At 67.9% G+C, this 17,058-nt stretch carries 19 protein-coding genes and 4 tRNA genes; 9 read left to right on the top strand and 14 right to left on the bottom strand.

The window, feature by feature from the left end:
• Window positions 1-164: 164 nt before the first annotated feature.
• From rplL to DS843_RS19100, 10 genes are all read right to left on the bottom strand, one after another.
• Window positions 165-539, bottom strand: coding sequence for a 50S ribosomal protein L7/L12 (rplL, locus tag DS843_RS19145; RefSeq protein WP_149470437.1), 375 nt, complete (start codon window positions 537-539; stop codon window positions 165-167).
• A gap of 57 nt (window positions 540-596) precedes the next feature.
• Entirely contained in the window at window positions 597-1,115 is a 519-nt protein-coding gene (rplJ, locus tag DS843_RS19140) for a 50S ribosomal protein L10 (protein WP_149470436.1), read from the bottom strand.
• A gap of 268 nt (window positions 1,116-1,383) precedes the next feature.
• The gene (gene rplA / locus DS843_RS19135) at window positions 1,384-2,085 is read right to left on the bottom strand and encodes a 50S ribosomal protein L1 (protein WP_149470435.1); all 702 of its coding nucleotides are present in this window, start codon (window positions 2,083-2,085) and stop codon (window positions 1,384-1,386) included.
• A gap of 4 nt (window positions 2,086-2,089) precedes the next feature.
• Window positions 2,090-2,524 (bottom strand): 50S ribosomal protein L11, encoded by a 435-nt coding sequence (gene rplK / locus DS843_RS19130; RefSeq protein WP_149470434.1) that lies wholly within the window; start codon window positions 2,522-2,524, stop codon window positions 2,090-2,092.
• Between the two features lie 134 nt (window positions 2,525-2,658).
• Window positions 2,659-3,189 (bottom strand): transcription termination/antitermination protein NusG, encoded by a 531-nt coding sequence (gene nusG, locus DS843_RS19125; RefSeq protein WP_038526785.1) that lies wholly within the window; start codon window positions 3,187-3,189, stop codon window positions 2,659-2,661.
• A 5-nt stretch (window positions 3,190-3,194) separates the two neighbouring features.
• Window positions 3,195-3,392 carry a preprotein translocase subunit SecE gene (secE, locus tag DS843_RS19120; protein WP_149470433.1) on the bottom strand — a complete coding sequence of 66 codons (198 nt, stop codon included), beginning with the start codon at window positions 3,390-3,392 and terminating at the stop codon, window positions 3,195-3,197.
• Between the two features lie 68 nt (window positions 3,393-3,460).
• Window positions 3,461-3,536, bottom strand: a tRNA-Trp gene (locus DS843_RS19115).
• Between the two features lie 155 nt (window positions 3,537-3,691).
• Window positions 3,692-4,882 (bottom strand): elongation factor Tu, encoded by a 1,191-nt coding sequence (gene tuf / locus DS843_RS19110; protein ID WP_149470432.1) that lies wholly within the window; start codon window positions 4,880-4,882, stop codon window positions 3,692-3,694.
• An 81-nt stretch (window positions 4,883-4,963) separates the two neighbouring features.
• Window positions 4,964-5,037 (bottom strand) — tRNA-Gly (locus tag DS843_RS19105).
• Between the two features lie 64 nt (window positions 5,038-5,101).
• Window positions 5,102-5,187, bottom strand: a tRNA-Tyr gene (locus DS843_RS19100).
• Between the two features lie 144 nt (window positions 5,188-5,331).
• On the opposite strand from DS843_RS19100, the gene rlmB reads away from it, so the two are divergent.
• From rlmB to DS843_RS19080, 4 genes are all read left to right on the top strand, one after another.
• Complete coding sequence (rlmB, locus tag DS843_RS19095; protein ID WP_149470431.1) at window positions 5,332-6,186, top strand: 23S rRNA (guanosine(2251)-2'-O)-methyltransferase RlmB; 855 nt, start codon at window positions 5,332-5,334, stop codon at window positions 6,184-6,186.
• A 91-nt stretch (window positions 6,187-6,277) separates the two neighbouring features.
• Window positions 6,278-6,353: transfer RNA gene (locus DS843_RS19090), tRNA-Thr, on the top strand.
• A 41-nt stretch (window positions 6,354-6,394) separates the two neighbouring features.
• Window positions 6,395-6,853, top strand: a complete 459-nt coding sequence (locus tag DS843_RS19085) for a hemerythrin family protein (RefSeq protein WP_149470430.1) — start codon at window positions 6,395-6,397, stop codon at window positions 6,851-6,853.
• Between the two features lie 88 nt (window positions 6,854-6,941).
• Window positions 6,942-7,214 (top strand): hypothetical protein, encoded by a 273-nt coding sequence (locus tag DS843_RS19080; RefSeq protein WP_149470429.1) that lies wholly within the window; start codon window positions 6,942-6,944, stop codon window positions 7,212-7,214.
• 155 nt (window positions 7,215-7,369) lie between these two features.
• Here the strand turns inward: DS843_RS19080 and DS843_RS19075 are convergent, their stop codons facing one another.
• On the bottom strand, window positions 7,370-7,942 hold the full coding sequence (locus tag DS843_RS19075; protein ID WP_114860736.1) for a polysaccharide biosynthesis/export family protein: 573 nt from the start codon (window positions 7,940-7,942) through the stop codon (window positions 7,370-7,372).
• A gap of 230 nt (window positions 7,943-8,172) precedes the next feature.
• Window positions 8,173-9,477, bottom strand: coding sequence for an outer membrane beta-barrel protein (locus DS843_RS19070; RefSeq protein ID WP_149470428.1), 1,305 nt, complete (start codon window positions 9,475-9,477; stop codon window positions 8,173-8,175).
• An 894-nt stretch (window positions 9,478-10,371) separates the two neighbouring features.
• Between DS843_RS19070 and DS843_RS19065 the strand changes: the two genes are divergently transcribed.
• The 5 genes from DS843_RS19065 (at window position 10,372) to DS843_RS19045 (ending at window position 15,739) form a co-directional block, all read left to right on the top strand.
• Window positions 10,372-10,812, top strand: coding sequence for a MarR family winged helix-turn-helix transcriptional regulator (locus DS843_RS19065; protein WP_149470427.1), 441 nt, complete (start codon window positions 10,372-10,374; stop codon window positions 10,810-10,812).
• A gap of 199 nt (window positions 10,813-11,011) precedes the next feature.
• The gene (locus DS843_RS19060; RefSeq protein WP_149470426.1) at window positions 11,012-12,271 is read left to right on the top strand and encodes an ABC transporter substrate-binding protein; all 1,260 of its coding nucleotides are present in this window, start codon (window positions 11,012-11,014) and stop codon (window positions 12,269-12,271) included.
• A gap of 170 nt (window positions 12,272-12,441) precedes the next feature.
• Complete coding sequence (locus tag DS843_RS19055; protein ID WP_149470425.1) at window positions 12,442-14,283, top strand: ABC transporter permease; 1,842 nt, start codon at window positions 12,442-12,444, stop codon at window positions 14,281-14,283.
• Window positions 14,280-15,026 (top strand): ABC transporter ATP-binding protein, encoded by a 747-nt coding sequence (locus DS843_RS19050; protein WP_149470424.1) that lies wholly within the window; start codon window positions 14,280-14,282, stop codon window positions 15,024-15,026. Before DS843_RS19055 ends, DS843_RS19050 begins: the two co-directional genes overlap by 4 nt.
• Window positions 15,023-15,739 (top strand): ABC transporter ATP-binding protein, encoded by a 717-nt coding sequence (locus DS843_RS19045; RefSeq protein ID WP_149470423.1) that lies wholly within the window; start codon window positions 15,023-15,025, stop codon window positions 15,737-15,739. The genes DS843_RS19050 and DS843_RS19045 overlap by 4 nt, the downstream gene beginning before the upstream one ends.
• Window positions 15,740-15,757: 18 nt before the next feature.
• On the opposite strand, the gene DS843_RS19040 is transcribed toward DS843_RS19045, so the two are convergent.
• On the bottom strand, window positions 15,758-16,003 hold the full coding sequence (locus DS843_RS19040; protein ID WP_149470422.1) for a hypothetical protein: 246 nt from the start codon (window positions 16,001-16,003) through the stop codon (window positions 15,758-15,760).
• A 105-nt stretch (window positions 16,004-16,108) separates the two neighbouring features.
• A complete protein-coding gene (gene otsB / locus DS843_RS19035) occupies window positions 16,109-16,954 on the bottom strand; it encodes a trehalose-phosphatase (RefSeq protein WP_286192188.1) in 846 nt (281 codons plus the stop codon).
• Window positions 16,955-17,058 lie beyond the last annotated feature (104 nt).

Here is a 17,058-nt window from a genome sequence, read left to right as displayed (position 1 = left end):
ACGCGGCGATGGTCGCGCGGCCCGCCCCTTATGCAGGGACGGAAAGAGCCGGACCGAGAGACCCGGTCCGGTGGAAGGCAGAAAACGCCGTGCGGCGGCGGGCCCCCTCGGGGACCAGCCGCCGTCCGGCGTGGATATGTCTTATCCGTCGCAGCAAGACGGTCTTACTTAATATCGACCTTCGCGCCGGCCTCTTCAAGCTGCTTCTTGATCTTGGCGGCCTCGTCCTTCGACACGCCTTCCTTGACCGGCTTCGGAGCGCCTTCGACCAGGTCCTTGGCTTCCTTCAGGCCCAGGCCGGTGATGGCGCGGACTTCCTTGATGACGTTGATCTTCTTGTCGCCGGCGTCGGCGAGGATCACGTTGAACTCGGTCTGCTCTTCGACCGGGGCGGCGGCGACGGCCGGACCGGCGGCGGCAACGGCCACCGGAGCGGCGGCGGAAACGCCCCACTTCTCTTCCAGCAGCTTCGACAGCTCGGCGGCCTCGATGACGGTCAGGGCCGAGAGATCGTCGACCAGCTTCTGCAGATCAGCCATTTTAATGCTCCAACAACTCGATGTTCTGGGATGGGTAGACAGTTAGACGGATGCGGCTCAGGCCGCCTCGTCCTTCTTCGCGTAGGCCGCCAGCACGCGGGCGACCTGGCCGCCCGGAGCCTGGAGAACGCCGGCGATGCGGGTCGCCGGAGTCTGGATCATGCCCACGAGCTTGGCGCGCAGTTCGTCCAGCGACGGGAGCGTGGCGAGAGCCTTCACTCCCTCCACGTCGAGGACCTGGTCGCCGAGAGCGGCACCGACGATCTTCAGCTTCTCGTTGGTCTTGGCGTAGTCGGCCACCACCTTGGCGGCCGCCACGGGGTCCTTCGAGTAGGCGATCGCGGTCGGCCCCTTGAAGAGACCGTCCAGACCTTCGAACTGCGTGCCCTGAAGGGCGCGGCGGGCGAGCCGGTTTTTCGTCACCTTGAAGCTCGCGCCCGCGGCCCGCATCTTGCCACGCAGGTCGGTGACTTCCGCCACCGTCAGGCCCAGATGGTGGGTGACCACCACCAGGCCCGTGTCCTGGAGCTTCGACTGCAGGTCCGCGATCGTCGCTTCTTTTTGTGTACGATCCACGGATCGCCTCCTTGCACAGAGGTTTACGAGGAGCCCCTTCCCTTTCGGTCGGGAGCTCCGGCGAACCTGTCCCAGAAGTTCGAGCCGTTCCTAAACCGCGGGCGAACCCGCGTGGTTAACGGTTCAACTCCTGTCTGCTCTGGCGGGTTTAAGCCTTGGTCTCCGGAGAGACGCGGGCACCAGCGGTCTTGGACAGGGTGGGCGTCCCCCGCGGGGGGCACCCGATCGCCGCCGGTCCCGAGGGAGCCGGCGGCGAAACTCAGGTCACTCAGGCCGTGGCGGCCAGAGTGGACAGATCCAGCTTCAGGCCCGGACCCATGGTCGAGGACAGCGAGACCTTCAGCAGGTACTGGCCCTTGGCACCGGTCGGCTTGGCGCGGGTGATGGCATCGACGAAGGCGCGGATGTTCTGGACCAGAGCCTCTTCCGAGAAGCTGGCCTTGCCCACGCCGGCGTGCACGATGCCGGTCTTCTCGGCGCGGAACTCGACGGCGCCGGCCTTGGCGGCCTTGACGGCGCCGGCCACGTCCGGGGTCACGGTGCCCAGCTTCGGGTTCGGCATCAGGCCGCGCGGGCCGAGCACCTTGCCGAGCTTGCCGACGACGCCCATCATGTCCGGGGACGCGATGCAGCGGTCGAAGTCGATGTTGCCGGCCAGGATCTTCTCGGCCAGGTCGTCGGCGCCGACGATGTCCGCACCGGCGGCCAGGGCGTCGTCCGCCTTGGCACCCTTGGCGAACACGGCGACACGCACGGTCTTGCCGGTGCCGTTGGGAAGGTTCACCACGCCGCGGACCATCTGGTCGGCGTGGCGCGGGTCGATGCCCAGGTTCATGGCGATCTCGATGGTCTCATCGAACTTCGCCTTGGGCAGGTCCTTCAGCAGGGTGACGGCGCTCTCCAGCGAGTAGAAAGCGTCGCGGTCGACCTTCTTGTAGGAATCGGTCAGTCGCTTGCCGAGCTTCGCCATGGGATCAGCCCTCCACCACTTCGAGGCCCATCGAACGGGCGGAACCGGCGATCATGGTCGCGGCCGCGTCGACGTCGTGGGCGTTCAGGTCCTTCATCTTCTTCTCGGCGATCTCACGGACCTGCGTGGTCGTGATCTTGCCGGCGAAAGCGCCCTTGCCGGTGGTCTGCGAACCCTTGTCGATGCCAGCGGCCTTCTTCAGGAAGTAGCTGACCGGCGGGGTCTTCGTGACGAAGGTGAAGGTACGGTCGCCGTAGGCGGTGATGACCACCGGGATCGGCATGCCGACTTCCAGGTCCTGCGTCTTGGCGTTGAACGCCTTGCAGAACTCCATGATGTTCAGGCCGCGCTGACCGAGCGCCGGACCGATGGGCGGCGACGGGTTGGCCTTGCCGGCCGGGACCTGCAGCTTGATGTAGCCGACGATTTTCTTTGCCATGTCACAACCTCCAGATACGACGCCTCGATACGCTGTCCGGCGTCGCGGGGCTTTGCGGTGCGGCTATGGCGGGCCTTCCGCAGCAGAAAGGAACACATGACTTCTCATCATGTGTTCCGGGAAAACTGATTGTCTCAGACCTTCTCGACCTGGGTGTATTCCAGCTCGACCGGCGTGGAACGGCCGAAGATCGACACCGCCACCTTGAGGCGGGCCTTTTCCTCGTCGACTTCCTCGACGATGCCGTTGAAGGAGGTGAAGGGGCCGTCGCTCACACGCACCTGCTCGCCCACCTCGAAGGTGATCGAGGGCTTGGGGCGCTCGAAGCCCTCCTGCACCTGATGGATGATCCGCTCGGCTTCGCGCTGGCTGATCGGCTGCGGCTTGCCGCCACCACCCAGGAAGCCGGTGACCTTCGGCGTGTTCTTCACGAGATGCCAGGACTCGTCCGTCAAATCCATCTTGATGAGGACATAGCCGGGGAAGAACTTCCGCTCGGTGTTGATCTTGGAACCCCGGCGCACCTCGACCACTTCCTCGGTCGGCACCAGGATTTCTTCGAACTTGTCCTCCAGGCCCTTCTGGGCCGCCTTCTCGCGGATGGCCTGGGAGACTTTCTTCTCGAAGCCTGAATAGACGTGAACGACGTACCAGCGCGCGGCCATGACGGTCAGGCTCCCAGCCCAAGGATCGTGCGGACGGCGAACGCCAGCACCTGATCGACGACGAGGAAGAACAGCGAAGCCAACACCACCATGACGAACACCATGGCGGTCGTCACGCCGGTTTCCTTGCGGGTCGGCCACGTCACCTTGGCCACCTCGCGGCGGACCTCGCGCGCGAATTCTGCGGGATTCACTTTAGCCATCGTAGACCGTGCGAGCTCCGATGCGTCGTGTGGGCGCGCTCAGCGGCCCGTTCTTGTTTGGCGCGGCGTGGCAGGAGTGGAGGGGCTCGAACCCCCAGCCCCCGGTTTTGGAGACCGGTGCTCTACCAATTGAGCTACACTCCTAACGCCGTCAGGCCCTACCCCCTGCGGGGAGCGGAGCTTATAGCGCATAGCCGCTTGGCTTGCTAGCCTTTTTATCGGACGGCAAGCCGAATTCTCATGGGCGCGATCCCGCCGCCGGCACCCGAAGGCTCCGGCGGCGGGACTGGCCTGTAGACTTACTTGATGATGGAGGCGACGACGCCGGCGCCGACGGTGCGGCCACCCTCACGGATGGCGAAGCGCAGGCCTTCGTCCATGGCGATCGGAGCGATCAGCTCGACTTCCATGGAGATGTTGTCGCCCGGCATCACCATCTCGGTGCCTTCCGGCAGCTTCACCATGCCCGTCACGTCGGTCGTGCGGAAGTAGAACTGCGGACGGTAGTTGGTGAAGAACGGCGTGTGACGGCCACCCTCTTCCTTGGTCAGGATGTAGGCCTCGGCCTTGAAGGTGGTGTGCGGGGTGATCGTGCCCGGCTTGGCCAGAACCTGGCCGCGCTCCACGTCCTCGCGCTTGGTGCCGCGCAGCAGCGCGCCGATGTTGTCGCCGGCCTCGCCCGAGTCGAGCAGCTTGCGGAACATCTCCACTCCGGTCACCGTCGTCTTCACCGTCGCCTTCAGGCCGACGATCTCGACTTCCTCGCCGACCTTGACGATGCCGCGCTCCACGCGACCGGTCACCACCGTGCCGCGGCCCGAGATCGAGAACACGTCTTCGATCGGCATCAGGAACGGACGGTCCTTCGGACGCTCCGGCTGCGGGATGTACTGGTCGACCTCGGCCATCAGCTTGAGGATCGCGTCACGGCCGATCTCCGGCGAACGGTCCTCCAGCGCGCACAGCGCCGAGCCCTTGACGATCGGAATGTCGTCGCCCGGGAACTCGTAGGAGGACAGCAGCTCGCGCACCTCCAGCTCGACCAGGTCCAGCAGTTCCGCGTCGTCGACCATGTCGACCTTGTTCATGAACACCACCAGCGCCGGCACGCCGACCTGGCGGGCCAGCAGGATGTGCTCGCGGGTCTGCGGCATCGGGCCGTCGGCGGCCGACACGACCAGGATCGCGCCGTCCATCTGCGCGGCGCCCGTGATCATGTTCTTCACGTAGTCGGCGTGGCCCGGGCAATCGACGTGGGCGTAGTGGCGGTTGGTCGTCTCGTACTCGACGTGGGCGGTCGAGATCGTGATGCCGCGCGCCTTCTCTTCCGGCGCCTTGTCGATCTGGTCGTAGGCGGTGAAGGTCGCGCCGCCGCTCTCGGCCAGCACCTTCGTGATCGCCGCCGTCAGCGACGTCTTGCCGTGGTCGACGTGGCCGATCGTGCCAATGTTGCAGTGCGGCTTGTTCCGCTCAAACTTTGCCTTCGCCATCGCTTTGGTCTTTCGTTCCCGACGTTCCGGACGCACACAATGGCCCGGCCGAGACCGACATTTCCCTTAGCGCGGGGGGATTGGAGCGGGTGAGGGGAATCGAACCCCCGTCGTAAGCTTGGAAGGCTTCTGCTCTACCATTGAGCTACACCCGCCTGCCACGCCCCGCCCGGCGCTATCGACCGGGAAACGCGATCACGGACAAGCCGTGGAATGTAGTGGTGGAAGGGGCTGGATTCGAACCAGCGTACGCGTACGCGGGCAGATTTACAGTCTGCTGCCTTTAACCACTCGGCCACCCTTCCTCAGGCCCGCTGCGGGACAGGCCCGCCGCGGAGTTCGGCACTATGAGAATTTTTCGGGCCTTGTCAACACGTCTGAAGCAGTCCAAACCAGAAAACTGTGAATAACCGCGCCGGGCTTAGGCCCCGCCCCTCCAGCCGGACACCATGACCCGTTCGAAGAAGCCATCCGCGCCCCACGGCCAGCCCCCTGCCCCGTCGAAGGGCCACTTCCCCTCCCACCGCGAGTCGCGCGGCGAACGCTCCTCCTCCGGACGCGGCACGCAGGGCGTGCTGCTCTACGGACTGCACCCGGTCGCGGCGGCTTGGCTGAACCCGGAGCGCCGCATCCACCGCCTGATCGCGACGGAAACGGGACGCGCCGCCCTGGAGCCGGTGCTGGCCCAGGCCAAGGCCCGTGGGCTCCAACGGCCCGGCCTGATGCCCGCGGACCGCAACGACCTGGACCGCATGCTGCCGCCGGGCGCGGTGCACCAGGGCGTGGCGGTGGACGTCGCCCCCCTGCCCGAGACCGGCATCGAAGACGTCTGCGTGGCGGCCGACTCGGACCCGTCGGCGCTCGTCGTCGTGCTCGACCAGGTGACCGACCCGCACAATGTCGGCGCCATCCTGCGCTCCGCATCGGCCTTCGGCGCCAAGGCCGTGGTGGTGACGGAGCGCAACGCGCCGGAGACCACCGGCGTCCTGGCCAAGAGCGCGTCGGGGGCGCTGGAATCGGTGCCGCTGGTCCGGGTCACCAACCTCGCCCGCGCGCTGGCCGACCTCCAGCAGGCCGGCTTCTGGACGGTGGGGCTCGCCGAGTCGGGGCAGAGCACGCTCGCCCAGTGCAACCTGACCGGCCGCACGGCCCTGGTCATGGGGGCGGAGGGCGCCGGGCTGCGCCGCCTGACCATGGAGCGCTGCGACGTCATCGCGCGTCTGCCGACCCAAGGACCGGTGGGCAGCCTGAACGTCTCCAACGCCGCCGCCGTCGCCCTCTACGAGGTCGCCCGGCTGCGCTGAGGCTCCTTGGCAAACGCCGCACAGGTGAGGCTTGCTGCCGACCGCGAGGGACGCTAGTGTAAGCGCCCGCCGCGGTCTGGCCGGGCGGCACGCCGGTTTAGCTCAGTTGGTAGAGCAGCGGTTTTGTAAACCGAAGGTCGCGGGTTCGAGCCCTGCAACCGGCACCACCTTTCCCGTTCCCCAGCCGGACCGATCGTCCACACCGCCCATGTCGCACGCCCGTACCGGCTGCTCCCTGATCCCGACCGGTTCCGGCGTCATCGACGCGGAACACGGCGCCATCCTCGACATCCTGTCGGCGATGACGGCGGGTGGGCCGTTGGGGCTGACGGTGTTGAGCGCGCTCAAGCATGAGGTGGCGGAGCATTTCGCCACCGAGACGGCGGAGATGGCCGTCCTGGCCCCGGACCGGCGGGAACGGCACGAACACGCCCACCGCAGCTACCTGGCCAGCATCGATGCCTTGCTCGACGCCGCGGAGCGCGGCGCCCCGGTGACCGCCGACGACGCGAATCGGCTGATGCTGTGGTTCATCGTCCATTCCAACACCGCCGACACCGAACTGGTGGAGGCCGCCCGGCGGGCCGTGGATGAGCCGCCGATGATCGTCATGGACGATTGGCTGGACAGCCTTGACGAGGCGGACCAGGACGCCTTGCGCTCCTGACCGGTCTTTGCCGGCGTTTGGAACCGTGCCGGAAGGCACCGGTTGGAGGAGGAGCGATTCGCTCCGCACCATCAACTCAGGTTCCTTCATGCCCCAGAGCAATCCCCCCAACGCCGATGCGCAGCGCCTGCGCGATGCCATCGACAAGGGCCAGACCGGCGACAAGATACCCGCCGCCGACCCTGCGGCGGCCCCGCTGGGCACCGACGACGAGGCCGCGGGCACCCGTCCGCCCCCCTCCACCGGCGCCGTCGACAGGGCGCCTCCCGACGCCCGCGCACCATCGGGCCACTCCAAGGGCGCCGACGCCTTCTGCAAGGGCGATTTCCCCTTCAGCGACCGCGCCCGCGACGACGGGTAAGGCTTGCTGGGCAGAAAAATGTCCCTCCTCCGCCGGGGAGGAGGGACATCGTCATGGATTCCAATGCCGGCGGGGCTCGGTGCCCCATTTTCCGAAACACCCCAGTTTTCCGAAACAAATGGGCCGTCTGGCGATTGGTCGGAACCGATCGCCAATCAGAAATAGCGCTCCGGCACGCGCAGCACGTCGTCGGGCATCACCGGCGTGGTGATCGGGGCGCGGCGCAGTTCTTTCTTCGGGTCGGCCCCGCGCGTGATGAGGACGTAGTCCTCCTTGGCGCGGTAGGTGTAGCCGCCGGCCATCGCCACCGCGGACAGGGCGGTCATGCCGTTGACATATTGGTACTGGCCGGGGTTGCGGACCTCGCCCAGGATGAAGAAGGGCCGGTGGTTCAGCACCTCGACGCTGACCTTGGCATCCCGGACGTAGCCCTGCGACAGGCGCTTGGAAATGTCGGCCTCCAGTTCGCGCGGGGTATGGCCGCGGGCCGTCACCTCGCCGATCAGCGGCATGGCGACCTTGCCCGAGCCATCGACGCGGAATTCACCGGAAAGCTGCTCCTCGCCGAAGACGATGACGCGCAGCGCGTCGCCGGCCCCCAGGCGGTAATCCGTCATCTGGGCGACGCCCGGCGGTTCGAGGGGGGCATCCTGGCCACCGGCGCAGCCGACCATCGCGGCGGCGACCACGGTCATTCCGAGCGCGCGGAACACGTTACGTCGATTCATCCCTTACCCTTCCATGGCTCGTGAGGACATCGGGCCCGGCGTTCACGGGAGGAACAGCCGAACCCTGAGCGGTCACGGAGGGAGACTAGCAACTCGCACGCGCTTGGGAAAAAGTGGAGAGGAAGTAACGCCAACGGAGGAAAAGGATTCGCGCCATTGCATAGGCATAGACGAAAAAAGGGCGCCCACCGAACGATGGACGCCCTTTTTCCGATCTCTGAACGAATCGATTACATCTGGGCGCCGAGGCGCAGATAGACCAGATTGTCGGAGTAATCGAAGCCACTGAGGTTCGAGTTACGCTTTTCGTAAGTGTAACCGCCATTCACGAAGAGATAGCGGCTGAGCTGATAGCTGGCACCGGCCCCCAGCGTGTAGACGTCGTCGGTGCGGTCCACACCGTTGAAATCGTCCTGGCGCCACTGGGCGCGGGCGTTCAGCAGCAGTGTGCGGAGCAGTTCGTGATCCACGCCGACGGCGGCGACGGTGCGGTTGTAGCTGGAGGCGATCTGGCTGCCGCGGGCGTAGGTCGATTCGCGGACCTGACGGCTGAGCGAGCCGGTGACCGAGGTGAGCTGAGTCACCGCCCAGTTCAGGCGCCCGCCCACGGCCAGACCGCCGAAGTCCTTCAGCGTCGGATCGTCGTAGGTCCGGCTCAGGTAGCCGGCATAGACCTCGCCGGTGACGAGGCCGGTCAGGTCGGTGGACAGGCCGCCGACGATCTCGTAACCATCCGAATCCCGGTTGACGCCGCCGAAATCCTGGCTCAGCCGGTAGCGGGTCCAACTGTAGGACCCCTGGACGAAGGCCTCGTACCCCTGGATGAACTCGTAACCGACGCGGGCGGTGCCGGCGTAGTTCCAGCGGTCGCGGTCGTCCTGCGATTGGGTCCGCCCGGTGATCAGCTCCGCATCCTCGTAGGAGGTGTACTGGGCAAGGCCGGTCAGGCGGAGGCGCAGGCGGTTGAAGCGCTGGTTGAAGGACGCCTCGCCGCCGTTGGTGAAGTAGTTCACCGGCTCCGCGTAGCGCGGCACCACCGTACCGGAGGCCAGTGACACGTCGAAGTTCGGGTCGGACCGGCCCTCGTGGTCGCGACGGCTGAACAGCAGGCCGCTAACCGAGCTGTCGCGGGTGATATCGTAGCGCCCGTCCACCTGCGCCCGGTAATCGGCGTAGTTCTCCGACGAATAATCGAAGAAACGCCCGATGTTGCCGGAGGCCGAGAAGTTCAGGGCATGGTTGTTGAAGTCCGAACGCACGTCGACGCGCGGCTGGGTGACCCAAATGAAGTCGTCGCGGGTGTTGTTCTCGGTCGCGAAGACGTTGCTTTCATAGGTCACGCCGGTTTCGATGCGCGGCAGGATGCGGAACGATCCGGCGCGGATGCCGAGCTGTTCGACCTCCGGACGGCGGCGCTCCAGCACGGATTCACCGCGCTGCAGTTCCTGGGCGCTCACCGGCTTGGCCGCGGGCAGCGCCGTCAGCACGGTGGACGCGAGCGCGAGGGCGAGGAAGGGCAGAGAGCTGGGCTTCATGGGTCACCGCGCAAGGCTGAAATCAGTGGCTCGTATCGGGCGGCCGAATGGCCTTGGAATGTGCAATCGCCGCTCCGGGAGAAGCGGACAGTCGCTGCAAAGACAACTCATAGCGTGATGTCCATGCAACAGTGAAGCCGACCGGCACTGGTTTTTGCCTGCGCCTGTGTTGTCGGCGCAACAAGACTTGCGTCAGACGCACACTCTATTGCCATAGGGACGCCGCTTTAGGGCGAACGTCATAGGACCGGCAAATCACCGCTTGGCAATGCCGATGGGAACCGGTGACGAAGGCGCCCGTTCACGAATGCAGACGCCATCGCGACGGAGCAGCCGCCATGAACGAACCGCGCAACACACAGTCTCTGCCCAAATCCGAGCCCAGGCCCGAACCCCAGTCTCCTCCCAAATCGCCGCAGCACCCCGGCGACGACGTCGTCATGCCGCCCTACACCCCCGGCAGCGTGCCACCGCCCGACGGCGATCTTCCCCGATCAGACCGTGAAAAGACTCCACCGCCCAACACGTACCCGCCGAAGCAGAATCCATAAACGAAATATGGGGAAATCCGACTGGTATCACCACAGCACACCCGCATATGCAGATTGCGGGCTAGACTCCCGCGCATGATTGTTCAGACGCAAGACCAAGTTCTATAAACGAATGCTTTAGGTTATTAAAAGATGAACAAGCGTAGACTGTGGCCGTATGCCGCAGCAGCGAACGTTGCCCATCGCTGATTGGATGCCTAGGCTTATGAGCGAAGCCTGCTGCATTTGGCGCCGGTCCGGGGAGCTCTCCCTCCGGACCGGCGCCGAGTCCGCCGCAAGGCGCTCCGCCGACCATCCGCCGTCATCCTGAAACGGGCCGGCTCCGCAACGCTCGTGTGCGCTCATGGATCACATCGCCCACCCCCCGACCGACGATTACCTGCTGACCGGGCAGGTGCACTATCGCCTTCGCCGGGCGCACCAACGCGCATCGTCCATCTTCATGGACATGATCGGCGATGCCCAGCTCACCCCCACCCAGTGGGGGGCCCTGGTCACGCTGCGGGCCGAAGGCTCGCTGTCGCAGAACCAGCTCGGACGACTGACCTACATGGACCCGGCCACCACCCAGGGCGTGATCCTGCGCCTGGTGGAACGCAAGCTGGTCGAACGCCAGCCCGACCCGCAGGACCGGCGGCGGACCAGCGTCAGCCTGACCCGCAACGGACAAACTCTGGTCGGCTCCCTGCTGGAAAACGCGACCCAGGCGCATCGCCACACGCTGGACCCGCTGACCCCGGAAGAGCAGGCAATGTTCCTCACCCTGCTCGCCCGCCTGATGTGACGCCGCCGCCGCGGGCACCAGCCCGTGGAGAACCGGCCAGGCCTCTGGCCTGTGGGAAACCGGCCCGTGAAAACCAGTGTGGTGCGGCGCAACGGAACGGTGACTTTTGCGGTGGGTTTGCTATGAACGCAGACATTGCGTTCACGCAGCCGCTCAATGCGCGCACGCAGCCGCCAACCGCGCCGGGATAACGCCGACCATGAACCGCCGCCATCTCCTGCTTGCGCCGGGCGCCGCCGCCCTCGCCGCCGCCCTCTGTTTCGCCGGGCCGATGTCCGTCGCGAAAGCGCAATCCACCCCGGTGCAGCCCACCCCGGTGCAGCTTGATGCCCAGCCGATTCGGGTCGGCGAGATCAACAGCTACACCGGCCTGCCGGCCTTCACGATCCCCTACCGCCAGGGCTGGCAGCTCGCGGTGGAGGAGGTGAACGCCGCCGGCGGGCTTCTCGGCGGGCGCAGGCTGGAGGTCGTCTCCCGCGACGACGCCGGCAAGCCGGACGACGCCGTGCGCGTGGCGCAGGAGCTGCTGTCGAACGAGAAGGTCGATCTGCTGGCCGGCACCTATTTCTCCCACGTCGGGCTGGCCGTGGCGGATTTCGCCGCGCGCAACAAGGTGCCCTTCGTGGCGGCGGAGCCGCTGACCGACGCCATCACCTGGACCAAGGGCAACCGCTACACCTTCCGCCTGCGACCCAGCACCTACATGCAGGCGGCCATGCTGGTGGAGGAGGCGGCGAAGCTGCCGGCCAAGCGCTGGGCCACCGTCGCCCCCAACTACGAATACGGCCAGTCCGCGGTGCAGTGGTTCCGCCAGCTCCTGTCGGAGAAGCGCCCGGACGTGGAGTTCGTGGCCGAGCAGTGGCCGGCCCAGGGCAAGCTGGAGGCCGGACCGACCGTGCAGGCCCTGGCCGCGGCGAAGCCCGACGCCATCTTCAACGTCACCTTCGGCGCGGACCTCGCCAAGTTCGTGCGCGAGGGCGAGGGGCGCGGCCTGTTCCGCAACCGCACCGTGGTCAGCCTGCTGACCGGCGAGCCGGAGTATCTCGACCCGATGAAGGACGAGGCGCCGGAGGGCTGGATCGTCACCGGCTACCCGCAGGAGCAGATCGACACGCCGGAACACAAGGCCTTCCGCGAGGCCTATCTGAAGCGTTTCAAGGAGGCGCCGCGCCAGGGTTCCGTCGTCGGCTACGCCACCTTCAAGGCCATCGCCGCCGCCGTGGAGAAGGCCGGTTCCACCGATCCGGAGAAGGTGGTGGACGCGCTGTCCGGCTTGCCGCTGTCCAGCCCCTTCGGCCCGATCGTCTTCCGCGCGCTCGATCACCAAGCGACCTTGGGCGCCTATGTCGGCAAGACCACGGTGAAGGACGGCCAGGGCGTGATGACCGGCTGGCGCTACGCCGACGGCGCGGATTACCTCCCGTCCGACGACGCCGTCCGCAAGATGCGTCCGGAGTAAGGGGCGGAGGGGGCAGCGTTTGCCCCCACCCTTCCCACGGCTTCGCCGCGGGCCCCCTTCCCTCCCCCGCTCCGCAGGAGAGGGAAATTTAGTCCCCTCCCCTGCGACAGCGGGGGAGGGTCAGGGAGGGGGCAAGACCTCGCTTCCGCAGAACCTGCCGAAAAGAGCCGATGTCCTTCTACCTCGTGCAGTTCCTCAGCGGCCTCGCCACGGCGGCGACGCTGTTCCTGGTGTCGTCCGGGCTGACCATCGTGTTCGGCGTGACGCGGATCGTGAATTTCGCGCACGGGTCCTTCTACATGCTGGGCGCCTATCTCGGCTGGACGCTGGTGGAGCGTTGGGGGACCACGCCGCTCGGCTTCTGGGGCGCGGTGGCCGCGGCCTCGCTGGCGGTCGGGCTGCTCGGCGCGCTGATGGAGGTCGGGCTGCTGCGCCGCCTCTACCGCTCGCCGGAGCTGTTCCAGCTTCTCGCCACCTTCGGCGTGGTGCTGGTGGTGCAGGATGCCGCCTCCTGGATCTGGGGGGCGGAGGACCTGCTGGGCCGCCGGGCGCCGGGCCTGCGGGGGTCGGTGGACATCCTGGACCAGCCCTTCCCCCTCTACGATCTCGTGCTGATCGGGCTGGGGCCGCTGGTGCTGGGGCTGCTCTGGCTGCTGTTCAACCGCACGCGATGGGGCACGCTGGTTCGCGCGGCGACGCAGGACCGCGACATGGCCTCGGCGCTCGGCGTCGATCCGGCGCGGCTGTTCACCGGGGTGCTGTTCCTGGGATCGGCGCTGGCCGGGCTGGGCGGCGCGCTCCAGGTCCCGCGCGAGGCGGTGAACCTGCACATGGACATGGCCATCGTGGTCGAGGCCTTCGTGGTCGTCGTGGTCGGCGGCATGGGCAGCCTGACCGGGGCCTTCGTCGCCTCGCTGCTGATCGGGCAGTTGCAGGCCTTCGGCATCCTGGTCTTCCCGCAGATCACGCTGGTCCTGGTCTTCCTGTTCATGGCGGTGGTCCTGGTGATCCGTCCCTACGGCCTGCTGGGCCGCGCGGAGGACGCGCCGCCCACCACCGCCAGCCCCGGCCCGCCCCTGATCGTGTCCGTCGGGCCGGCCCGCTGGGCGCCCGCCCTGCTGCTGGCCCTGCTGGCCGCCGTGCCGCTGGTGGCCGGCGACTACGCGCTGATCGTGCTGACCGAGGTGGTCATCCTGGCGTTGCTGGCGGCCAGCCTGCATCTGCTGATCGGGCTGGGCGGTCTCGTCTCCTTCGGGCATGCCGCCTATTTCGGGCTGGGCGCCTATGGCGCGGCGCTGCTGATCAAGCATCTGGCCGTCCCGATGCCGCTGGCGCTGGCCGCGGCCCCGCTGGTCGCCGGGCTGGGCGCGCTGGCCGCGGGCTGGTTCTGCGTACGGCGGTCGGGGCTGTATTTCGCCATGCTGACCCTGGCCTTCGCCCAGATCGTCTGGTCGGTGACCTTCCAATGGTACGGCTTCACCGGAGGCGACAACGGCGTCCTCGGCGTCTGGCCGCCGGATTGGGCGTCGGGCAAGGCGGCCTATTATTGGCTGACGCTGGCGCTGGCCGGGGGGGCGCTTCTGCTGCTGCGCCGCGCCGCCTTCGCGCCCTTCGGCTACACGCTGCGGGCCGGGCGCGATTCCGCGTTGCGGGCCGAAGCGGTGGGGATCGACGTGCGCCGCCACCAGTGGCTGAGCTTCGCCCTGGCCGGCTCCGCCGCCGGTCTGGCCGGCGGGCTCTACGCCTTTTCCAAGGGCAGCGTCTTCCCCACGCTGATGGCCGTTCCGGTGTCGGTGGACGCGCTGGTGATGGTGCTGATGGGCGGCATCCAGACGCTGAGCGGCCCGGTGGTGGGTGCGGCCCTGTTCCACCTGCTGGAAACCCAGGCGATGAGCCTGACCGAGTGGTGGCGGCTGGTTCTGGGAGTCGTCATCCTGGTGCTGGTGCTGGCCTTCCCCAAGGGCGTCGCCGGCTTCGCCCGCGACCTGTGGACCCGCGGGAGGGAGTCATGAACCGCCGTCTCGCCGTGGAGAATTTGCAACGCGCCTTCGGCGGCGTGCAGGCGGTGCGCGGCGTGTCCTTTGCGTTGGACGCCGGGGAAATCCTGGCTCTGATAGGGCCGAACGGGGCCGGCAAGACCACCTGCTTCAACCTGCTGAACGGCCAGTTGCGGCCCGACGCCGGCACGGTGCGGCTGGACGGGGTGGACATCGTGGGGCTGCCGCCGCGCCGCATCTGGCGGATGGGCGTCGGGCGCACCTTCCAGATCACCGCCACCTTCGCCTCGATGACCGTGCGCGAGAATGTGCAGATGGTCCTGCTGTCCGCGCAGCGCCGCCTGTTCGGCCTGTGGACCCCGGCGGCCTCGTGCTTCCGGGACGAGGCGATGGCCCTGCTGGAGCGGGTCGGCATGGGCGCGCAGGCGGAACGCCCCTGCGGCGTGCTGGCTTACGGCGACCTGAAGCGCGTCGAACTCGCCATGGCGCTGGCCGGCGATCCGAAGGTTCTGCTGATGGACGAACCGACCGCCGGCATGGCCCCCGGCGAGCGGCAGGAGTTGATGGCGCTGACCTCCTCCCTCGTCCGCGAGCGCGGCCTCGCGGTGCTGTTCACGGAGCATGACATGGACGTCGTGTTCGGCCACGCCACGCGCATCATCGTGCTCGACCGCGGCCAACTGATCGCCGAAGGCACGCCCGACGCCGTTCGCGCCGACCCGCGCGTTCAGGCCGTCTATCTGGGAGGTGCCGCATGACCGATCAGCCCCTCCTGACTGTCCGTGGGCTTCAGGCCTGGTACGGGCGGGCGCACATCCTGACCGGCGTCGATCTGACCGTGGACCGGGGCGAGGTGGTGGCTCTGATGGGCCGCAACGGCACCGGCAAGACCACGGCCATGAAGGCCATCATGGGCCTGCTGGACCGGCGGGCGGGATCGGTCGCCTTCGACGGGCGCGACGTCTCCGCCCTGCCGCCGCACCGCATCGCGCGCCTCGGCCTCGGCTACGTGCCCGAGGACCGGCGCGTCTTCACCGACCTGACGGTGGAGGAGAACCTGGAGGTGGGCCGCCAGCCGCCCCGTCCCGGCGCGCCCCACTGGACGCCGGAGCGGCTTTACGCCCTTTTCCCCAACCTCGCCGAGATGCGGGGCCGCCGCGGCGGGCGGATGAGCGGCGGGGAGCAGCAGATGCTGACGCTCGCCCGCACGCTGATGGGCAACCCGTCCCTGCTGCTGCTCGACGAGCCGTCGGAGGGTCTGGCCCCGCGCATCGTGCAGCAGATGGCCGACGCCCTGCGCGCCCTGAAGGCGGAGGGTCTGTCCATCCTCCTGTCCGAACAGAACCTTGCCTTCGCCGCGGCGGTCGCCGACCGGACGAGCGTCATCGAGAAGGGGCAGATCCGCTTCGAAGGCCCGATGCGCGCGCTGCTGGAGGACGAGGAGGTGCGCCGGGCCTATCTGGCCGTGTGATGAAGCCTTCGTGGCGCCTCACGCCAGCATGTCCAGCACGCGCTTCGTGTTGTCCTGCGCGGCCTGCATGACCTTGACGTTGGCGGCAAAGTCGTTCTGCGCGGCGGACAGGCTGACCACCACCGCCGGGTCGAGGTTGCCGGCGGTGAGCTGCGCGCCCGCCTCGTCCGCGCGGGCCTGGGCGCCCTGAAGCCCGGCCAGGGCGGACGACTGGGCGTCGGGCAGGGACGGCATCCGGGGTGTGCCGAGCGCGCTGATGTCCATGATGGCGACCCTTGTTTGACCGGCCGATTGGCCTGCGGTCCACTCTACCCCTTTTTCGGCGGAAAAGCGACGGGCCGGAAAGCGACGGGGACAGGCGGGGCTCGCTCAGCCGTCCGCCAGCCAGCCGGCCAGCCGGTCCAGAAAGACGCCGGCCTCCGCGGGGGTCTTCAGGCTCCAGCCGGCGGCGCTGGGGGCCGGCGGGTCCATCACGCGGATGCCGGCGCCCCTCCCCTCCCCGCGCGCCGCCAGGGCGCGGAAGGCGTCCTCGTCCGTCTCGTCGTCGCCGAGATAGAGCGGCAGCGTCTCCGGCCCCGCCAGACCCAGCCGGTCGAGCAGCGACAGCACCGCCCGCCCCTTGTCCCAGGGCAGGTTCGGCCGCAGCTCGTGAATTTCCTTCCCGCCGGTGACGCGCAGCTTCGGCAGGGACGACGCCACGCCACGCACCGCCTCGCCCACCGCCGCCTTGTGGTCCGCAGCGACGCGCCGGGTGTGCACCGCGATGGCGAAGCGCTTGCGCTCGACGAGCGCGCCTTCGACCCCGTCCAGACGCCGGGTCAGCGCGGCCTCAGCCTGATCCAGGTCGCCCAGATACTCCTCGCCGATCTGGGTGCGCAGACCCGGGCCGCGGATGTCGAAGCCGTGGCTGCCGGCATAGACCAACTCCCCGATTCCGACATGGCGGGCCACATCCTCCAGGTCGCGCCCGCTGACCACAGCCACGGGGCACAGCCCGGAAAGCCGCCGGATCACCGCGCGGACGGACTCGTCCAGCACGGCCAGATCGGGCCGCTCCACGATGGGCGTCAGCGTGCCGTCATAGTCGAGGAAGACGGCGGGGCGCCGGTCGCCCAGCATCGCCGCGAAGGCGTCGAAGCAGGCGAGCGCCGAAGGCTTGTCTTCGGCGGCGGCGGGAATGGAAGCGGAAGACGGCTGGGGCGGCTGATCGGTCAAGAGCGGCTCTCCTTCATCCTCGGTGTGCCATCCTCGGTGTGCCATCCTCAGGTGGGCGCTGTCGCGCCATCGCGCGGGATCAGCACGGGATCAACAACGGGACA

Source organism: Roseomonas genomospecies 6 (genome assembly GCF_008365375.1).
GTDB lineage: Bacteria > Pseudomonadota > Alphaproteobacteria > Azospirillales > Azospirillaceae > Azospirillum.
This window is presented reverse-complemented; position numbering and strand designations above follow the sequence as displayed.